Raw genomic sequence first — 20,573 nt, 5'->3', positions numbered from 1 at the left:
GTATGTCTTTTTATTTTGTTCAAAAACCATTTGAAAAATTTGGTAAAAATTTAATTAACTCTGTAGAAATTCAAATTGATAAAGGCGAACATATTGCAATGATAGGTAACAATGGCGTAGGCAAAACGACTTTGTTAGAAGCGATAAAATCGAAATATAAAGATGAAACTTATTTAATGTACCAAAATATGTTAGCTTATGAACACTTAACAGGGTTAGATTATGTAATGGAAATAAACCCCGAAATATTGCAGATAAAGCAAAAACTTGAAGACAATTATGAATATATTGCAGACTATAGTGCATTAAATGGTTACGAATTTGAACAGAGTATTATTACGCAAGCGAATCAAATGAATTTAACAGAAAAAGATTTAGAAAAACAAATTCAAGATTTAAGTGGTGGTCAACAAACACGACTGGCGTTATTAAAAGCATTCATGTCAAACAAACCACTGATCTTACTGGATGAACCCACGAATCATTTAGATTTAGAAATGTTGGAACAACTGATTAGAAAAATTCAAAAATCAAAACGTACGATTGTTTATGTATCACACCAGCGTGATTTTATCGATCAAACAGCGACTCATGTCATTGAAGTAACATCTGAAAAAACGAATAAATATAATGGTAATTATTCCAAGTACCGTGAAATTAAAGATTTAACGTTACAAACACAACAAAATATGTACGAAAAGCAACAAAAAGAAATAGCAGAACTTAATCGCACGATACAACGAATCCAAACATGGCATCATTCAGCACGACAAAAAGCAAGTGTTCGTAGCCCTATTGAGCAGAAGAAGCTTAGTAAGTTAGCTCAAAAGGCTAAAGTAAAAGAAAAACAAATGACCGAAAAATTAAATGAGAAGACCATAAACCAGCCAGATAACGAACAAAAACATTATCATTTTAATCATGAAGCCCAATTACGTAAGCGTTTTTTAATTCATTTTGAAGACTTCAATGTTGTTATAAGTGAACATCATGTATTTGAACATGCGCATTTCGAAATGAAACAAAAAGAAAACGTATTAATAACGGGACCAAATGGAAGCGGAAAATCTCTTTTAATTGCGATGATCAGACAAAAGATATTTGCTAATCAAGCACATTTAAAAATCACACCTTCACTAAAAATTGGATATTTCGATCAGACGAACAAAAATTTGAATGAAGCAGAATCTCCACTGATGATGCTATTAAGTACGAATAAAATATCAAGAAGCGAAGCGCAAACTATATTAGCTTCATTTGGTTTTAAAGAGGAAAAAATTAATGCACCAATTGGTCAATTATCTATGGGAGAGAAAAGTAGATTTCAATTTGTACTGCTATATTGCTCTGGTGCCAATTTATTAATTTTAGATGAGCCAACTAATTATTTTGATATTTCAACACAGGACTTAATTTTAAATATGATAAAAAGTTTTAACGGTCAAGTATTAGTTGTGAGCCATGATGAGTATTTTCAAGCTAGGTTTAAAGCGACACACTGGGAAATTAGAAATAAAAAATTATATAACTTAACCCAAAATAAAAAGACAAAATCAAATGTAAACGAAACATTAACATTGTTAGATGAATATGAAATGATAGATGAAAATGGTCATTTTGAAACAGACAACTAGAAAAATTAATTAGATGGTGCTATCATTGGAACATTGATAAATTTGTAAGGAGTGTCAAACATGGAAGTATATGCAGATTATGCTGCTACAACGCCTGTTAAACAACAAGTAATAGATAAAATGATGGAAATCTATACAACACATTACGGTAATCCGTCTTCTATACATAGTATAGGTAGAGATGCACGTAAATATTTAGATGAGTCTCGTCGTTTTGTAGCTAAACAACTCAATGCGAAGCCTAGTGAAGTAATTTTTACTAGTGGCGCAACAGAATCTAATAATACAGCGATTAAAGGTATTGCGTATGCAAACCAAGATAAGGGTAAGCATATTATAACAACTAAAATAGAACATCATTCTGTACTCCATGTTTTTGAACAATTAGCAAAAGAAGGTTTTGATGTAACATACCTTGATGTAGATGAAGAAGGTCTGATATCGTTAGAACAATTGAAAAGTGCAATGACTGATGAGACAATCCTTGTTTCAATCATGTTTGTTAATAACGAAATTGGCACAGTGCAACCAATGTACGATATTGATGAAATTGTTAGTCATTCAAATGCTTTATTTCACGTAGATGCTGTACAAGCTATAGGGCACTTAGACATAGATTTTCATGAATTTGATATCGATGCAATGAGTATTACGGCACATAAATTTGGTGGACCAAAGGGTGTCGGTGTATTACTAATAAAATCAGGTACAAACATTAAGTTTCCACAATTAGGTGGAGAACAAGAAGTGAAAAGAAGAGCAGGTACAGAAAACGTACCTCAAATTGTCGGATTGGCTGAAGCTTTAAAACTAGCAAACCAATATAGAGATGAAAACAATGTCCATTTGATGAATTTAAAAAACCAATTTCTTGTATCTTTACAAGAACGTTCAGTGCCTTTTGAATTAAATGGTTCAATGACTGATACTACTGGTCATATTGTTAATTTGTATTTTCCATTTATTGATGTGGAAACTATGTTAACATTGTTAGATTTAGCTAATATATATGTAGCTTCTGGTTCAGCATGTACTGCAGGTTCTACATCACCTTCACATGTTTTAGTAGCAATGTATGATGACGATACAAGAGCGAATCATTCTGTGCGATTTAGTTTTAATGAACAAACGACCGAACAAGAAATTAAATATTTAGTTACCGAAATTCACAAAATTTATCATAAATTCAAGGAGGAAGTTTAGTTGTCAAATAAAGATACACGTGTTGTAGTAGGCATGTCAGGTGGCGTAGACAGTTCCGTAACAGCACATATATTAAAAGAGCAAGGTTATGATGTCATTGGTATTTTTATGAAAAATTGGGATGATACGGATGAAAATGGCGTTTGTACAGCTACAGAAGATTATAATGATGTTATAGCTGTATGTAATCAAATAGGTATACCATATTATGCAGTTAATTTTGAAAAAGAATATTGGGATAAAGTGTTTACTTATTTCTTAGATGAATATAAAAAAGGCCGTACACCAAATCCTGATGTGATGTGTAATAAAGAGATTAAATTCAAAGCATTTTTAGAGCATGCGCTTAAGTTAGGTGCAGATTATGTAGCAACTGGACATTATGCTCGTGTACGACGTCATGAAGATGGACATGTTGAAATGTTGAGGGGCGTTGACAATAATAAAGATCAAACTTATTTCTTAAATCAATTATCACAATCACAATTATCTAGAGTGATGTTCCCAATTGGCGATATTGATAAAAAAGAAGTGCGTAGAATTGCAGAAGCACAAGATTTAGCTACAGCTAAGAAAAAAGATTCAACTGGTATTTGTTTTATCGGTGAACGTAACTTCAAAACATTTTTATCTCAATATCTACCCGCACAGTCAGGTGAAATGAAAACTTTAACGGGTAAGAAAATAGGTACACATGCAGGATTAATGTACTATACTATCGGTCAACGTCACGGTCTAGGTATAGGTGGAGATGGAGACCCTTGGTTTGTAGTAGGCAAAAATTTAAATGATAATGTCTTATATGTAGAACAAGGTTTTCATCATGAAGCGCTTTACAGTGACTATTTGATTGCTTCAGATATTTCATTTGTTAACCCTGTTGATTTAGAAAATGGATTTGAATGTACAGCGAAATTTAGATATCGTCAAAAAGATACTAAAGTTTTTGTTCAAAAAGAGCATGATAATGCAATTCGAGTAACATTTGACGAACCTGTTCGCGCAATTACGCCAGGTCAATCAGTCGTTTTATATGATGGCGATGTTTGTCTAGGTGGCGCTACTATAGATGATGTATATAAAACATCAGGTCAATTAAGTTATGTTGTTTAAACAAATTAATTAAATGCTTCGTAATGATTAAAATAGCAAAATGACATTGCTATATTGTTAATTAAATATAAAGTTTCATAGTTTAATCGTATTTTGAGGAGTAAGCATACAATATCAAATTTTAAATTTTTGATTTGTGACTTACTCCTTTTTACTGTTTTTTCATTCTTAAATGTTATAATAAGATGTTGAGAGAGAGGGATAGCATGAATCAAGAACAAATTTATACATTGATTAAACAAGGTAATTTTGAGCAAGCTTTAACAGCATTATTCGAAAATATAGAAGCAAACCCGAATGAAGTCGAAAATTATATCAATGCAGGTATATTAATCGCTGAAGCGGGTGAAATAGATAAAGCGGAAAAGTTTTTCCAAAAAGCACTAACCATTGACCCAAAAAATGGGGCTGTTTATTACAATTTAGCTAATGTTTATTATAATGAAGGGCGATATAAAGAAGCGGTTAAATTATACCAACAAGCATTACAATATAACGTTGACGAAATCGACACCAATTATATGATAGGTATGTCGTTTAACCAGTTAGAAGCATTTACAGAAGCACTTCCCTTTTTAATGACTGCTGCTGAAAAAGATAATCGTAAGGATGTAGAGGTACAATTTCAATATGGATTGGTATTATGTCACTTAGAAATGTACGAACAGGCTGTTTCACAATTACAGTATGTAGTCTCATTAGATGACAAACATACAGACGCTTTATATAACTTAGGTCTAGCAACTTATATGTTAACAGAGGATACTGAATGTGCTATCGAATATTTTGAACGTGCAGTTGCTATCAACCCAGAACATTTGATGAGTCAACATGCCATCAAAACGTTTAAATCCATCGCAGAGGAGGAGTAATTAAATGGACAACCCTACATTATTCAATAATTCAATGATTAAAGGTACTGTAGATGCTATCTTGTTTCAAAACAAAGACAATTTTTATACTGTTTTAAAAGTAGATACGATAGAATCTAATGAAGATTTTGATTCTATGCCTACAGTTGTAGGGTTCTTTCCAGAAATTGCTGAAGGCGATGTTTATACTTTTAAAGGTCAAGTCGTTTCACATCCTAAATATGGTAAACAGTTAAAAGCTGAAACGTTTGAAAAAGAGCTGCCTCAAACCAAAGAGGCTATTATTAGCTATTTATCTAGTGATTTATTTAAAGGAATAGGTAAAAAAACAGCTCAAAATATTGTGAATACACTTGGAGAAAATGCTATTTCAGACATTTTAAATGACCCATCTGTTTTAGAAAAAGTACCTAGTTTACCTGGGAAAAAACAAAAGCAAATTGCTGAACAAATTGCGAGTAATCAAGAAACAGAACAAATTATTATTCGATTACATGATTTAGGATTTGGGCCTAAACTCGCTATGGCAATCTATCAGGTTTATTTAGGTGATACACTTAATATTGTAGAAAATAAACCCTATCAATTAGTTTACGACGTGAAAGGAATCGGTTTTAACAAAGCGGATACTTTAGCACGTAATGTGGGTATTCAATTTAATGATGATGAGCGTTTAAAAGCGGGTTTATTATATGTATTAGAAGAAGAATGTATTAAGCAAGGGCATACATACTTACCAACACAAAATGTATTAGAAATGACACAAGATATGTTATCACAATCACCAAATGAAGTGATTGAACTTCAACAATTAGAAAATATGATTCAAATCTTAGTTGAAGATACCAAATTAGTAAAACAGGAACACGAATTAGCAATTCCTAGTTTATACTATTCGGAACTTAAAAGTGTTCAAAACTTATATCGTAATTACACCTATACGAATAAATTAAAAGAAATTGAGCAGTCTGAATTATTATTAGAAATTGGTGAAATCGAACAACGCAATCAAGTCACTTATGCTAATTCCCAAAGAGATGCGCTACAGACTGCAATCAATAGTAAAGTTATGCTGCTAACTGGCGGGCCAGGAACAGGAAAAACTACTGTGATTAAAGGTATTGTCGAATTATATGCAGAAATACATGGTTTATCTTTAGATTATGATGATTATCAAAACGATGATTACCAAGTTGTATTAGCAGCACCTACAGGTAGAGCTTCAAAACGATTGGCTGAATCTACAGGGTTGGAAGCTATGACTATACATCGATTGATAGGTTGGAATCAAGACACACAGCCAGAAGATATTTTAGATAATGAGATTTCAGCTAAACTAATCATTATTGATGAAATGTCAATGGTCGACACCTGGCTGTTTCATCAATTTCTTAGCGCGGTACCTATTGATGCTCAAGTGATATTAGTAGGTGATGAAGATCAGTTGCCTTCCGTAGGCCCAGGACAAGTGTTTAAAGATCTCATTGATTCTAAAGTTATACCTAGAGTGAATCTGACTGAAGTTTACCGACAACAAGATGGGTCTAGTATCATAGAATTGGCGCATAGAATGAAATTGGGAGAACCGATTGATATCACACAAAGATTTCATGATCGTAACTTTATTAATTGTTCAACTGAACAAATACCTTCAGTTGTTGAAAAGGTTGTTTCAAGTGCTGTTAAAAAAGGTTATGATATGAGTGATATACAAGTATTAGCCCCTATGTATAAAGGTTCTGCAGGTATAAAAAAATTAAATGCTGTATTGCAAACAATCTTAAACCCTAAAGAAAAGGATACGCGTGAAATTGAATTCGGTGATGTTGTCTTTAGAAAAGGGGATAAGGTGCTACAGCTAGTAAATAGGCCGAGTGATAATATATTTAATGGCGATATTGGTGTGATTGTTGGCATATTTTGGGCAAAAGAAAATGCCTTAAATAAAGATGTATTGGTCGTTGATTTTGACGGAAATGAAATTACTTTTGTAAGACAAGATTTGTTAGAATTAACACATGCATATTGTACGTCTATTCACAAATCGCAAGGTTCTGAATTTCCAATTGTAATTATGCCTATGGTTAAGCAATATTTTAGAATGTTACAAAAACCTATATTATATACAGGATTAACAAGAGCTAAGCAATCACTAGTATTTCTGGGTGATCCACAAGCTTTTGAAATCGGTTTAAATACACATGGTCAAGTGAGAATGACTCAGCTCTGTTCATTCTTAAAAACGTATTTTAATAATGATGATCGTAAAGATGAGGTTGCAGTTGAAGATACGTTTGATGCCACGACTATTTTAACAGAAGAAAATATATATAAAATTAATCCTATGATTAATATGGGAGATATTTCGCCATATGATTTTGTTGAACATTGACAACGTAGGTTAAAGTAAATACAATATAATTGATTGTGCATAAAGATGAGTAAATTATGGTAGTCGACAAGAGATGTACTGGCTGGTGAAAAGTACAGATAGCATAGTTGAAAGCTACTTTATGTTAAATAATAAATATACTTATTTTAAGTGATAAGCGGAATTATTAATTATGATTAATGCTTATAACTAGGGTGGTACCGCGAAACGTTCGTCCCTTTTGATAGGATGGACGTTTTTTATTTTCATTTTTATCAAATAACTGATATAACTTGAGTTGAGATGGAGGAATTTTAAGTATGAAAAACTTAAAAGCAAGTGAAATTAGACAGAATTTTATTGATTACTTTGTTGAACAAGGACATATGGTTGAACCTTCTGCACCTTTAGTACCTATAGATGATGATTCTTTACTATGGATTAACTCTGGTGTTGCGACATTGAAAAAATATTTTGATGGCAGAGAAACACCGAAAAAGCCTCGTATTGTCAATTCTCAAAAAGCCATAAGAACAAATGATATTGAGAATGTTGGCTTTACAGCTAGACATCATACTTTTTTTGAAATGTTAGGTAACTTTTCAATTGGTGATTATTTCAAAAAAGAAGCCATTGAATTTGCTTGGACATTTTTAACGAATGAAAAATGGATGGCTATGGATCCAAAACGATTGTATGTAACCATACATCCTGAGGATACAGAAGCTTATAAAATATGGAATGAAGACATAGGCTTAGAAGAGAGTAGGATTATTCGTATAGAAGGTAATTTCTGGGATATCGGTGAGGGACCATCAGGCCCTAATACAGAGATATTCTATGATCGAGGGGATCAATTTGGACAAGATGATCCTGCAGAAGAAATGTATCCAGGCGGTGAAAATGAAAGATTTTTAGAAGTTTGGAATTTAGTATTTAGTGAATTTAATCATAATAAAGACCATACGTACACACCATTACCAAATAAAAATATTGATACTGGAATGGGTCTCGAAAGAATGGCATCTATCGCACAAAATGTTCGTACAAACTACGAAACGGATTTGTTCATGCCTATCATTAATGAAGTTGAAAATGTTTCGGGTAAAAAATATCTTGAAACAGATTCTTATGATGTCGCATTTAAAGTTATCGCTGACCATATTCGCACAATTTCATTTGCAATTGCTGATGGCGCGTTACCTGCAAATGAAGGAAGAGGTTATGTGCTACGCAGACTTTTACGTCGTGCTGTAAGATTTAGCCAATCCTTAGACATTAATGAGCCGTTTATGTATAAATTAGTTGATATTGTTGCAGATATAATGGAACCATACTATCCAAACGTTAAAGAAAAATCAGATTTCATCAAGCGTGTGATTAAATCTGAAGAAGAACGTTTCCATGAAACATTAGAAGAAGGCCTAGCGATATTAAATAATTTAATTACAAAAGCAAAGTCGACGACAAATGAAATTAGTGGTAAAGATGCATTTAAATTATATGACACATATGGTTTTCCAGTTGAACTTACTGAAGAAATTGCAACTCAAGAAAATCTTACCGTTGATATGAATACTTTTGAAGAAGAAATGCAAAAACAACGTGACAGAGCTAGACAAGCACGTCAAAACTCACAATCTATGCAAGTACAAAGTGACATATTAAAAAAAATAACAACAGATAGTCAATTTGTAGGTTATGATGTCATGGACCAAAAAACGATTATTACGGACATCATATATAATGGTGAATTAGTAAATGAAGCTGAAGCAGGAGAAACTATTTACTTTATTTTAAAAGAAACACCATTTTATGCAGTGAGTGGCGGACAAGTTGCAGACGAAGGTACTATAAGTAATGAACAGTTCGAAATCAATGTTACTGAAGTTACCAAAGCGCCCAATGGACAAAACTTACACAAAGGTGAAATTCAATTTGGCACTGTTAAAAAGAATGACGAAGTGTTTGCTAGTGTAAACCATATTGAACGTAGAGATATTAAAAAGAATCACAGCGCTACACACTTATTACATGCAGCATTAAAAGAAGTGCTTGGAGACCATGTCAATCAAGCAGGCTCACTCGTTGAAGCAGAGAGATTAAGATTTGATTTCACGCACTTTGGACCTTTAAATCAAGCAGAAATTGATCAAGTTGAAAGAAGAGTTAATGAAGAAATTTGGAATAGTATAGATGTGGATATTCAAGAAATGCCTATTGCTGAAGCTAAAAAGTTAGGCGCGATGGCATTGTTTGGTGAAAAGTATGGTGAGGTTGTTCGAGTAGTGAATATGTCTCCTTTCTCTATTGAATTATGTGGAGGTATCCATGTTAATAATACTTCTGAAATAGGTTTGTTTAAAATAGTAAGTGAATCAGGTACTGGTGCTGGTGTGAGACGTATAGAAGCATTTACTGGAAAATCAGCATTCCTATATTTAGAAACAATTCAAGAACAATTTAATGCAGTGAAAGCACAAATTAAAGTGAAATCAGATGATCAAGTTTTGGATAAAGTCATCCAAATGCAAGCGGATGAAAGAGAATTAACTAAACAACTTGAGCAAAAAAATAAAGAAATCACTACACTAAAAATGGGTGATATTACAAATCAAGTGGAACAAATTAATGGATTTAAAGTTCTTGCAACTGAGGTTGAAGTCGCAAATGCAAAAGCGATTCGTGAGACAATGGATGACTTTAAATCTAAATTGCAAGATGCTATTATAATTTTAATTAGTAATATAGATGGTAAAGTGTCATTAGTAGCAACAGTGCCAAAAGCTTTAACAGACAGTGTAAAAGCTGGTGATATTATTAAAAATATGGCACCTATTGTAGGTGGTAAAGGTGGTGGCCGTCCAGACATGGCTCAAGGTGGAGGCACTCAACCTGAAAACATAACAGAATCATTACGTTTCATTAAAGATTACATTAAATCTCTATAAGTTCTAACTATTGTCATGTAGAATTAACAATAAGTACTTTTTACTCGATATGAAGGAGTGTTACAAAATGGAAAACTTTGATAAAACAATGAAATTTAATTATGATGAAATTCCAAAAGAAGATGTCAAAACAGTACTTCAAAATGTCTATAACACATTGAAAGAACGTGGCTATAATCCTGTTAATCAAATCGTTGGTTACTTATTATCAGGAGATCCTGCGTATATTCCACGTAATAATGAAGCTAGAAACCAAATTCGTCGTATTGATCGTGACGATATCATGGAAGAATTAGTTTCAAATTATTTACAAGAGAATTCAAAGTAATTAATGCTAAAACATAAAATTTTAGGTTTAGATGTAGGAAGTAAAACTGTTGGCATTGCTATAAGCGATCTCATGGGTTGGACAGCCCAGGGATTAGATACACTCCATATAAACGAAGATAAGAATGAACTAGGTATAGACAGACTAGTAACAATCATAGAGAAAGAAAAAGTTGGTACTGTTGTCATTGGTTTGCCAAAGAATATGAATAATTCTATTGGATTTCGAGGCGAAGCTTCGTTACAATACAAGGAGCAACTTCAAGAAGCATTGCCATCTGTAGAGATAATCATGTGGGATGAGCGTTTAAGTACCATGGCTGCAGAACGTTCTTTACTTGAAGCAGATGTTTCTAGACAAAAACGAAAAAAAGTAATAGATAAAATGGCTGCAGTATTTATATTACAAGGCTATTTAGATTCTATACAATAAAAAGGAGCGTTTTATAATGACTGAACACAACCATGAATCTGAATTAGAAATTAATAATCAAGAGGAACTATTAACTTTATATGATGAAGATGGAAACGAAGTACTTTACCGTAAAGTATTAGAATTTTTCCATCCTGAATTTAAAAAAGAATATGTGATTCTTGCTGAAGAAGGTGCAGAATCAGATGATGATGATTTAATCGAATTAGTACCAATGATTAATGAGCCTGATGAAGATGGTGAAGGCGGAAAATTCTTACCGGTTGAAACAGATGAAGAATGGGATATGATTGAAGAAGTCGTTAACACTGAAATGGACGATCATGATCATAACCATGAATAACCTCTAATCTGAACAACTCAAATAATTTGCACCACTAATTAAAACGTGAACGTGGACGACACATTGATTTAATAATGTTTATGTTTTTCTTTGGTGACAAAGCTTGTTAGTCAAATCTTGTACAATCGTTAAGGGATAAAATATGAGATACAAAGTGCTTATTTCAAATTATCAAGCCGAGACTTAAAAGTCTCAACTCAGACTGTCAACAAATTTTCCAGCTTTGTTGACAGTCTTTTTGTGTTTGAATTCTACTGGCGCTAATTTACTCTGTCTCTACCGGCTTTTATTTTATTACAGATGCCAGTTTAGTTTTCATATTCGAATAAGTCGAAGAAAAATATCGATTTAATAATGTCAAACTATTTTTAGATTCTGTTGTTTTAAAAAAAGCATCGTTTATTTTGAACATTTTTAATATCAAATCAAAAAGAAATTTTTCAAAAATACACACAAATGTAGCTTATCGTAACTGAGACTTTTAAGTCCCAATTTTTATATTTAAGAATAAAAGTACTCAATCAGCTACAGTTATATTAACTAGTTAATTATCACAATTTACACTTATAAAATATATGGGTTTGTGGTAAAATATATAAAGTTAAATTTTAAATTTATGAGATATTTTCAAAGAATTATATAAAGTAGTTCGAAAATAACAACTTATAGACGTCATTATTAACCATAATACAATCAGTCACGATTATTGGCTGATTTATTTTATTTGTCAAAAATGCTTTGAAATATCTACATTGAAGGAAGTTTTAAAATGGAAAATAATCAATCATATTTATTAGAATTGCACAAAGAGAATGATATTGCTATTGAACAACTTAGACCGTATGCGTTGGAACACCATGTTCCAATCGTTGATAGACTAACATTAGATATGATTAAACAACTGATCAGAATACATAAACCCAAGCGCATTTTAGAAATAGGTACAGCGATTGGTTATAGCAGTATGCAATTTGCTTCTGTTTCTGATGAAATAAAAGTGGTTACCATCGAGCGTGATGATGATATGCAATTAAAAGCCAAAGAAAATTTTGCGAAATTTGGATTTGAAACTCAAATTGAGTTAATTGAAAAGGATGCGTTAGAAGCTTTAGAAAATATCAAACATGAATCTTTTGATATGATATTTATTGATGCTGCAAAGGCACAATCAAAAAAGTTTTTTTCTTTGTACGCCCCTTTATTGAATGAAGGTGGGATAATAGTTACAGATAACGTTTTGTATCATGGTTTTGTTTCTGATATTTCCGAAGTGAGAAGTAGAAATGTTAGACAAATGGTAAAAAAAGTACAAGAATATAATGAATGGCTTATGGCTCAACCTCATTTCACAACTAATTTCCTTAATATGGATGATGGTCTAGCTATTTCGATTAAAGGAGAATCAAAATGACAGAATTATTAGTAACACCAAAATCTGTTAAACATATTGAGACACTAATTGAAAAAGGTGCAGATGCTTTTGTAATTGGTGAGCAAAGATTCGGCTTAAGATTAGCAGGAGAATTTAAAAGAGAAGCATTGATAGAAGCAGTGGAATTAATACATAATCATGGTAAAAAAGCCTACGTAGCAGTAAATGGTATTTTTCACAATTATCATTTAAATGCACTAAAATCATATATAGATTTTTTACACGAAGTAAGCGTTGACCGCATCATATTTGGCGATCCAGCAGTAGTTATGTATGTGAATGAACAACCAAATCCGATTCCATTAAATTGGGATGCAGAAGCACTGGTCACAAATTATTTCCAGTGTAACTATTGGGGTAAAAAAGGTGCACAACGTGCGCAATTAGCTAGAGAATTAAGTTTAGATGAAATATTAAATATAAAACAAAATGCAGATGTAGAGATTGAAGTACAAGTACATGGTATGACTTGCATGTTTCAATCAAAACGTATGTTATTAGGTAACTATTTTACTTTCCAAGAAAGACAAATGAAAATTCAACGAAATAAAGAAGCGAATGAGTTGCTTTTATATGATGAAGAACGGGATAACAAATATCCTGTTTTTGAAGATTATAATGGAACGCATATAATGTCACCTAATGATATTTGTTTGATCGAAGAGTTAGATCAGCTTTTAGCAGCCAATATTGATGCATTCAAAATCGATGGTGTATTACAAACTGAAGAATATATCAATGTATGTACAGAGCAATATAGAGAAGCGATTGATTTGTTCAAAGAAGATCCTGAAACCTATGATGATGAAAAATTTATGCTTGTAGATCCGATTGAGGCCATTCAGCCTGAGCACCGTCCGTTTGATGAAGGATTCTTGTATAAACAAACAGTCTATTAAAGGAGGTTTAAGTAATGGAATTATTAGAAAAAGTTGAAAATCGTACTAATAATAAGATTAAAAAACCTGAACTACTTGCACCAGCAGGTAATTTAGAAAAACTCAAAATAGCAGTACATTATGGTGCTGATGCTGTATTTTTAGGTGGACAAGCATATGGTTTAAGATCAAATGCAGATAATTTTACGTTGGAAGAAATAAACGAAGGTGTGACATTCGCTCAGCAATATGGGGCGAAAATTTACGTTACGACTAATATTATTGCTCATGATGAAAATATTGAAGGATTGGACGAGTATTTAAAAAATATTGAGTCAGCAGGCGCCACCGGTATTATTGTTGCAGATCCACTTATTATTGAAACCTGCAAGCGTGTAGCACCGAACTTAGAAATTCATTTATCAACACAACAATCTCTTTCGAATTATAAAGCTGTAGAATTTTGGAAAAATGAAGGTCTAGATCGTGTAGTATTAGCACGTGAAACTGGTGCTATGGAAATGAAGGAAATGAAAGACAAAGTAGATATTGAAATTGAATCATTTATACATGGTGCGATGTGTATTGCGTATTCTGGTAGATGTACATTAAGTAATCACATGACTGCTCGAGACTCTAACAGAGGCGGTTGTTGTCAAAGTTGTAGATGGGATTATGATCTGTTGGAAGTTGATGAAGATGGTGAATTAGATTTATATTATGACGAAAATGCAGTGACTCCATTTGCAATGAGTCCAAAAGATTTGAAACTTATTGAATCAATCCCTAAAATGATGGATATTGGTGTGGATTCACTTAAAGTTGAAGGACGCATGAAATCAATACACTATATTGCAACTGTAGTGTCTGTATATCGCAAAGTCATCGATGCTTATGCAGAAGATCCTGATAACTTTAAAATTAAGCCAGAATGGTTAACTGAGCTGGAAAAATGTGCTAATAGAGATACTGCTTCTGCATTTATTGAAGGCACACCTGGATATGAGGAACAAATGTTTGGGCAACAAAATAAAAAGAACTCAGCTTATGATTTTTGTGGATTGGTTCTGGCTTATGATGAAACAACTAAGCTTGCTACGATTCAACAGCGGAACAAATTTGAACCTGGAGACGAAATAGAGTTTTTTGGTCCTGAAATCGATACATTTAGACAAGTTGTTGACACTATCTATGATGAAGAAGGTAACCAACTTGATGCTGCACGACATCCATTGCAAATCGTGCAAATTAAAGTTGATCATCCAATTTATACCAACAACATGATGAGAAAGGAAATTGGATAATGAAACGTACGACTATTATTGGAATCGCTGGTGGTTCGGGTTCGGGTAAAACCTCAGTGACAAATGAAATAATGAAAAATTTAGAAGGCCATAGTGTTGCATTATTGGCACAAGACTATTATTATAAGGACCAATCGCATTTAAGTTTCGAAGAACGTTTAGAGACCAATTATGATCATCCTTTTGCTTTTGATAATGACTTATTAATAGAAAATTTAAACGATTTGAGAAATGGCAAACAAATCGAAGTACCAACATATGATTATACAAATCACACTAGAAGTGAAGAAACGATTGCATTTAAACCAAAAGATGTTATTATCGTAGAAGGCATATTTGCGCTTGAAAATAAAACGTTAAGAGATTTAATGGATGTCAAGATTTATGTTGATACAGATGCAGATTTACGAATTTTACGTCGCTTACTTCGTGATACAGAAGAAAGAGGACGAACAATGGATTCTGTAATAAGTCAATATCTAAATGTAGTTCGACCAATGCATAATCAATTTATAGAACCCACAAAAAGATATGCAGATATTATCATTCCAGAAGGTGGAAGTAATAAAGTTGCGATCGATATAATGACGACGAAAATTCAGACTTTAGTAAGTAAACAATAGTATTATAGTAAAGGAAGATGACAATATGGAAAACCAAAAACAATATCCTATGACGCAAGAAGGTTTCGAAAAACTAGAAAATGAACTTGAAGAGTTAAAAACGGTTAAGAGACCAGAAGTCGTAGAAAAAATAAAAGTAGCACGTTCATTCGGAGACTTATCTGAGAACTCTGAGTATGATGCTGCGAAAGATGAACAAGGATTTATCGAACAAGATATACAAAGAATTGAGCATATGCTACGTAATGCCCTAATAATCGAAGATACTGGTGATAACAACCAAGTACAAATTGGTAAAACTGTAACTTTTGTAGAATTACCTGGTGAAGACGAAGAGGAATACCAAATTGTTGGATCAGCTGAATCTGATGCATTTAATGGTAAAATTTCAAATGAATCACCAATGGCAAAAAGTTTAATCGGTAAAAAATTAAACGAAGAAGTTCGTGTTCCACTGCCAAATGGTGCAGAAATTAATGTCAAAATTGTAAATATTAAATAATATCAAAATCCCCTTAACACTTAATGTTAGGGGGATTTTACACTTTATAAATAAAAACATATACTTATCTTCAACTATTTGATAAATTTATATCATTGATACAATAATTGAAATATTGAGATAATTTTGGATTAATTTGTATTTATCAATAGTAGTTTATTATCGACAATTATAACTATTTTTAATTAAACATAGTCTGTCAGTTAATGATACAATTATAATGTTGCACACATATTAATGTTTGAATCATAGTTTAATGTATAAAATACAGAGGGGGAAATGTGTTGGAATATAAATTGATCAATGAAGAGACAATTATGATTTACTTTGAACAACAAATCAATCCTTCGACATTTAAGGAAGTTCAAAAAGTTGAAAATTATATTAAAGATCAACAACATAAAGCAATTATTGAAGTGATACCTTCTTATCGGGCAATTATGCTACATATAGATATTACAAAACAAAGTTTAGCGGAAGTAGTTAAAGCGCTGAATCTAGAACAATTAAATCAACTGGATTTTGATGAAAATAATAATGAAGTAAAAATAATTAGTTTACCAGTTCTTTATGGTGGTGATTATGGTCCAGATATTCAAGAAGTAGCTACACATCATCAATTATCAATAGAGGACGTCATTAATTTACATACAGAAAATCGATATTTAATTTATATGCTTGGATTTATGCCAGGCTTTCCGTTTTTAGGTGGTTTAAATCCAGAGCTGGCTACACCTAGACGCGAAGAACCAAGAACGAGCATTCCTGCGGGTTCTGTAGGTATTGCGAATAATCAAACAGGTTTATATCCAAAACAATCTCCAGGTGGTTGGCAAATCATCGGACGTACACCAATTACTGTATTTGATATTTCAAAAACACCTATGTGTTTATATGAATCTGGTGACTATATAAAATTCTATCCTATCGATGAATCAACGTTCGAACAGATTATAGAAGAACAGCAAGGTGAATTTGATATTAAGAAATGGGTGAAAATTCAATATGAGTATTAAAATTATTAATCCAGGGTTATTTAGTACGATTCAAGATTTAGGAAGAATCGGCTATCAAGACCAAGGATTTTCTACTGCAGGTGTTTTAGATCGGTACGCTTATCGAACTGGACAAGCACTCATTGGCAATGAAGGGCCAGCAATTGAATGTACAATAATTGGCCCAACAATTGAATTCTTAGAAGATAATGCTTTTGTATTAATAGGTGCTGAGTTCAAAGCAACTGTTAACGAAGCAATTATTGATGAATCTACTGTAATAGCAGTAAAAAAAGGTGACGTTTTGAAAGTTGGACAGGTCACTAAAGGGGCTAGAGGGTACTTATTATTTGGTAAACCTTTGACAATTCATAAAGTAGCAAATAGTTATTCTACACACACACGAAGTCAAATTGGTGGTTTTAAAGGGCGCGCATTAAAATCTGGTGATGTAATTGAGTGCGAAAACGATTATCCATATGCACAAAATCTTGGATTGAGTGTACCAAAAGATGTTGGTGAAGTTGAAGAAAAACCTATTCAAATCATCAAAGGGCCTCAATTTGATAGCTTTAGCGAAGAGGCACAACAAAAACTAGTAGCTAATGAATTTAAAATATCAGAAAAGTCAGACCGTATGGGATATCGGTTACAAGGTGAAGCGATTTCACCAAACACATCGGCTGACATAATATCAGAGCCTGTTGCCTTAGGCAGTATACAAGTGCCAAATGATGGCAATCCGATCATTTTATTAAATGATAAACAAACAGTAGGCGGTTATACAAAAATAGCAACTGTTTGCGCATCTGATTTACATAAATTAGCTCAAATGCAACCTAATGATACGATTCGTTTTGAATGGACGACAATCGAAGAAGCAGTTAAAAAATTAGAGCAACAAGAAGAAGCGTTTAAAAATACAATCAATAATATTAAAGAGCAACCAATTTTTGATATTTCACAATTGAGAAATACATCTACTCGTATTAATCATTTATTGAAAGGGGAATTATAATGAATTTTGAAAAAGTAGAACAATTAATAAAGATGGTAAAAGATAACGGGGTTAAAAAATTTAATTATAAAGATTATGAAAATGAAATCACTATAGATTTTACCGATAATACATCTGCATCAACTGCGCAACAACAATTAGTTTCAAATAATGAATCAAGTTTAAATGAACAAAGTGCATCAAATGAAGAACAATCCGATCAAGTTGTCAAATCACCAATGGTTGGAACATTTTATTTACAAGACGAGAAGGAATTAACAAATCCTCTTATTCATGAAGGTGATGAAATTAAAAAAGGAGATACCATTGGTTATATAGAAGCGATGAAAGTCATGAATGAAGTAAAAAGTGATGTGAGTGGAGTAGTCGACACAATACATGTCAATCACGGCGCAAATGTTGAGTATGATCAAACGATTATAACTGTGAAATAAGTATAAAGGGGGTATTTGAGTTGTATCGTTGTTTAATTGCAAATAGAGGAGAAATTGCTGTAAGAATCATCCGCGCTTGTAGAGAAATGGATATTGAAACTGTAGCTATCTATGCTTTAGGGGATGAGTCTAGCCTACATGTCAGCTTAGCTGATCAAGCGATATGTATTGGTGAAGCCAATGCATTAGATAGCTATTTAAACCAAGATAGAATTATTAGTGCAGCAAAAATTAGTGGTGCAAATGCAATTCACCCAGGATATGGTTTTTTATCAGAAAGTACTTCATTCGCTAAAAATGTTGAAGAAAACGGTATTTATTTTATAGGGCCAACTGATCAAACTATGGAGATGATGGGTGATAAAATAACAGCACGACAAACAGTAGACCAAGCTAATGTGCCTATCATACCAGGTTCTACTTCTGCTGTAGAGTCAATCGAAGAAGTTAAGGAAATTGCGCAAGATATTGGTTATCCACTTGTATTAAAAGCTGCCAGTGGTGGTGGCGGCAAAGGGATAAGGATTGTCAAAAAAGAAGAATCTTTAGAAAAGTCATTTAAAGAAGCCAAAAGTGAGGGGCAAAAATATTTTAATGATGATCGCGTATATGTGGAAGCGTTTATCCCAGTAGCTAAACATGTAGAAGTTCAGGTGTTAGGAGACGGTAAAGAAAATTACATACACTTAGGTGAACGTGATTGCTCAGTTCAGAGAAAAAATCAAAAATTAATTGAAGAATCGCCTTGTGCTGCATTATCTGAACATATGAGAACATCTATGTGTAATGATGCTGTGAAAGTAGCAAGAGCATCTGGTTATAGAAGTGCAGGTACTATCGAATATTTAGTGACAGAAGATGCTTATTACTTCATAGAGATGAATGCGCGTATCCAAGTAGAACATACAGTAACTGAAATGAGATCAAATCGTGATTTACTACACGCACAGCTCTATTTAATGAAACACGGTACATTACCGTTCAATCAAGACGAAGTGATATTTGATGGTCATGTCATTGAAGCAAGAATCAACGCAGAAAATCCTCAGAAAGGATTTCAGCCTTCACCAGGTAAAGTAAAAGCATTACATTTGCCTCAAGGCTTTAACGTCCGTATCGACAGTTTACTTTATCATGGCTATACGGTATCGCCAAATTACGATTCACTTGTAGCTAAAGTGATTGTAAAAGCACCAAATAGAGATTCAGCAATAAAAAAATTAAAAGTAACATTGGATGAAATGGTAATCGATGGCTTTACTACGACAGCTGATTTCTTATATGCTGTTTTATCGTATCCGCAATATGCTAATGGTGATGCAAAAGATGTAGATATTAAATTCTTAGATAGACATCAAATAATTAAGGAGGAATCATGATGAAAGTTGATTTAAACTGTGATTTAGGCGAAGCTTTTGGAAATTATTCATTCGGTGGAGACAATCAAATTATTCCGCTAATTACTTCAGCTAATATTGCATGTGGTTTTCATGCTGGTGACCAACATGTCATGAATCAAACGGTGGAATTAGCTAAAGCAAATGGTGTTGGTATAGGTGCTCATCCTGGCCTCCCAGATTTACAAGGATTTGGACGTAGAAATATGGACTTGTCACCCAAAGAAATTTATGATATCGTCATTTACCAGCTCGGTGCATTAATCGGATTCTGTAATGTTCACCAAGTTAAAATAAATCACGTGAAACCACATGGAGCACTTTATCAAATGGGGGCGCGTGATAAAGCAATTGCTCATGCGATTGCACAAGCTGTATATGATTTTGATAAATCATTAATTTATGTTGGATTATCAAATACACTACTTGTTACAGAGGCGCAAGCTGTTGGTTTAACTACTGCTGCCGAAGTGTTTGCAGATAGACGCTATGAAGATGATGGTCAATTAGTTAGTCGTAAAGAAAGTGATGCATTGATCACTGACACTGAAGAAGCTATTGAACAAGTTGTCAAAATGGTTAAGTCACAAAAAGTCGTTACGAAAAATAACAAGGAAATTGATATTCAAGCAGATACAATTTGTGTTCATGGAGATGGTGAACACGCACTAGAATTTGTTACAAAAATAAGAGACAGATTATCGAAAGAAGGCGTTTCTATATCTAAGCTGGGAGGCTAACAC

At 32.9% G+C, this 20,573-nt stretch carries 19 protein-coding genes; all 19 read left to right on the top strand.

All coding sequences use genetic code 11. From position 1 onward, the window contains the following. The first annotated feature begins 2 nt into the window (after window positions 1–2). Window positions 3–1,634: a Sal family ABC-F type ribosomal protection protein gene (gene sal, locus HMPREF2586_RS10795; RefSeq protein WP_075100079.1), complete on the top strand. Its 1,632-nt coding sequence runs from the start codon at window positions 3–5 to the stop codon at window positions 1,632–1,634. Between the two features lie 60 nt (window positions 1,635–1,694). Further along, the gene (locus tag HMPREF2586_RS10790; RefSeq protein ID WP_046208104.1) at window positions 1,695–2,837 is read left to right on the top strand and encodes a cysteine desulfurase family protein; all 1,143 of its coding nucleotides are present in this window, start codon (window positions 1,695–1,697) and stop codon (window positions 2,835–2,837) included. Then, the gene (gene mnmA / locus HMPREF2586_RS10785) at window positions 2,838–3,950 is read left to right on the top strand and encodes a tRNA 2-thiouridine(34) synthase MnmA (RefSeq protein WP_046208105.1); all 1,113 of its coding nucleotides are present in this window, start codon (window positions 2,838–2,840) and stop codon (window positions 3,948–3,950) included. Window positions 3,951–4,135: 185 nt separating this feature from the next. Beyond that, on the top strand, window positions 4,136–4,822 hold the full coding sequence (locus tag HMPREF2586_RS10780) for a tetratricopeptide repeat protein (RefSeq protein ID WP_371090938.1): 687 nt from the start codon (window positions 4,136–4,138) through the stop codon (window positions 4,820–4,822). A 4-nt stretch (window positions 4,823–4,826) separates the two neighbouring features. After that, complete coding sequence (locus tag HMPREF2586_RS10775) at window positions 4,827–7,214, top strand: SF1B family DNA helicase RecD2 (protein WP_070812739.1); 2,388 nt, start codon at window positions 4,827–4,829, stop codon at window positions 7,212–7,214. A gap of 299 nt (window positions 7,215–7,513) precedes the next feature. Beyond that, window positions 7,514–10,144: an alanine--tRNA ligase gene (alaS, locus tag HMPREF2586_RS10770; protein WP_070658649.1), complete on the top strand. Its 2,631-nt coding sequence runs from the start codon at window positions 7,514–7,516 to the stop codon at window positions 10,142–10,144. Window positions 10,145–10,211: 67 nt separating this feature from the next. After that, a complete protein-coding gene (locus HMPREF2586_RS10765) occupies window positions 10,212–10,472 on the top strand; it encodes an IreB family regulatory phosphoprotein (protein WP_046208109.1) in 261 nt (86 codons plus the stop codon). Between the two features lie 3 nt (window positions 10,473–10,475). Beyond that, window positions 10,476–10,904, top strand: coding sequence for a Holliday junction resolvase RuvX (gene ruvX / locus HMPREF2586_RS10760; RefSeq protein ID WP_019469412.1), 429 nt, complete (start codon window positions 10,476–10,478; stop codon window positions 10,902–10,904). A 16-nt stretch (window positions 10,905–10,920) separates the two neighbouring features. Next, on the top strand, window positions 10,921–11,247 hold the full coding sequence (locus HMPREF2586_RS10755; protein WP_046208110.1) for a DUF1292 domain-containing protein: 327 nt from the start codon (window positions 10,921–10,923) through the stop codon (window positions 11,245–11,247). 769 nt (window positions 11,248–12,016) lie between these two features. Continuing rightward, window positions 12,017–12,658 (top strand): O-methyltransferase, encoded by a 642-nt coding sequence (locus HMPREF2586_RS10750; RefSeq protein ID WP_046208111.1) that lies wholly within the window; start codon window positions 12,017–12,019, stop codon window positions 12,656–12,658. Beyond that, window positions 12,655–13,578, top strand: a complete 924-nt coding sequence (locus HMPREF2586_RS10745) for a peptidase U32 family protein (protein WP_046208112.1) — start codon at window positions 12,655–12,657, stop codon at window positions 13,576–13,578. The genes HMPREF2586_RS10750 and HMPREF2586_RS10745 overlap by 4 nt, the downstream gene beginning before the upstream one ends. 14 nt (window positions 13,579–13,592) lie before the next feature. Further along, on the top strand, window positions 13,593–14,861 hold the full coding sequence (locus tag HMPREF2586_RS10740) for a peptidase U32 family protein (protein WP_064208881.1): 1,269 nt from the start codon (window positions 13,593–13,595) through the stop codon (window positions 14,859–14,861). Continuing rightward, window positions 14,861–15,484, top strand: a complete 624-nt coding sequence (gene udk, locus HMPREF2586_RS10735) for a uridine kinase (protein WP_046208114.1) — start codon at window positions 14,861–14,863, stop codon at window positions 15,482–15,484. Before HMPREF2586_RS10740 ends, udk begins: the two co-directional genes overlap by 1 nt. A 25-nt stretch (window positions 15,485–15,509) precedes the next feature. Further along, window positions 15,510–15,986: a transcription elongation factor GreA gene (greA, locus tag HMPREF2586_RS10730; protein ID WP_019469406.1), complete on the top strand. Its 477-nt coding sequence runs from the start codon at window positions 15,510–15,512 to the stop codon at window positions 15,984–15,986. 284 nt (window positions 15,987–16,270) lie between these two features. Continuing rightward, complete coding sequence (gene pxpB / locus HMPREF2586_RS10725; protein WP_064208883.1) at window positions 16,271–17,002, top strand: 5-oxoprolinase subunit PxpB; 732 nt, start codon at window positions 16,271–16,273, stop codon at window positions 17,000–17,002. After that, window positions 16,992–17,999, top strand: coding sequence for a 5-oxoprolinase subunit C family protein (locus HMPREF2586_RS10720; protein WP_046208116.1), 1,008 nt, complete (start codon window positions 16,992–16,994; stop codon window positions 17,997–17,999). Before pxpB ends, HMPREF2586_RS10720 begins: the two co-directional genes overlap by 11 nt. Beyond that, complete coding sequence (locus HMPREF2586_RS10715; RefSeq protein ID WP_046208117.1) at window positions 17,999–18,433, top strand: acetyl-CoA carboxylase biotin carboxyl carrier protein; 435 nt, start codon at window positions 17,999–18,001, stop codon at window positions 18,431–18,433. The genes HMPREF2586_RS10720 and HMPREF2586_RS10715 overlap by 1 nt, the downstream gene beginning before the upstream one ends. A 20-nt stretch (window positions 18,434–18,453) precedes the next feature. Beyond that, window positions 18,454–19,812 (top strand): acetyl-CoA carboxylase biotin carboxylase subunit, encoded by a 1,359-nt coding sequence (locus HMPREF2586_RS10710; RefSeq protein WP_046208118.1) that lies wholly within the window; start codon window positions 18,454–18,456, stop codon window positions 19,810–19,812. Continuing rightward, the gene (gene pxpA / locus HMPREF2586_RS10705) at window positions 19,812–20,570 is read left to right on the top strand and encodes a 5-oxoprolinase subunit PxpA (protein ID WP_070812738.1); all 759 of its coding nucleotides are present in this window, start codon (window positions 19,812–19,814) and stop codon (window positions 20,568–20,570) included. The genes HMPREF2586_RS10710 and pxpA overlap by 1 nt, the downstream gene beginning before the upstream one ends. Window positions 20,571–20,573: the final 3 nt, after the last annotated feature.

This window comes from Staphylococcus sp. HMSC034G07 (assembly GCF_001835975.1).
Lineage (GTDB): Bacteria > Bacillota > Bacilli > Staphylococcales > Staphylococcaceae > Staphylococcus > Staphylococcus ureilyticus.
This window is presented reverse-complemented; position numbering and strand designations above follow the sequence as displayed.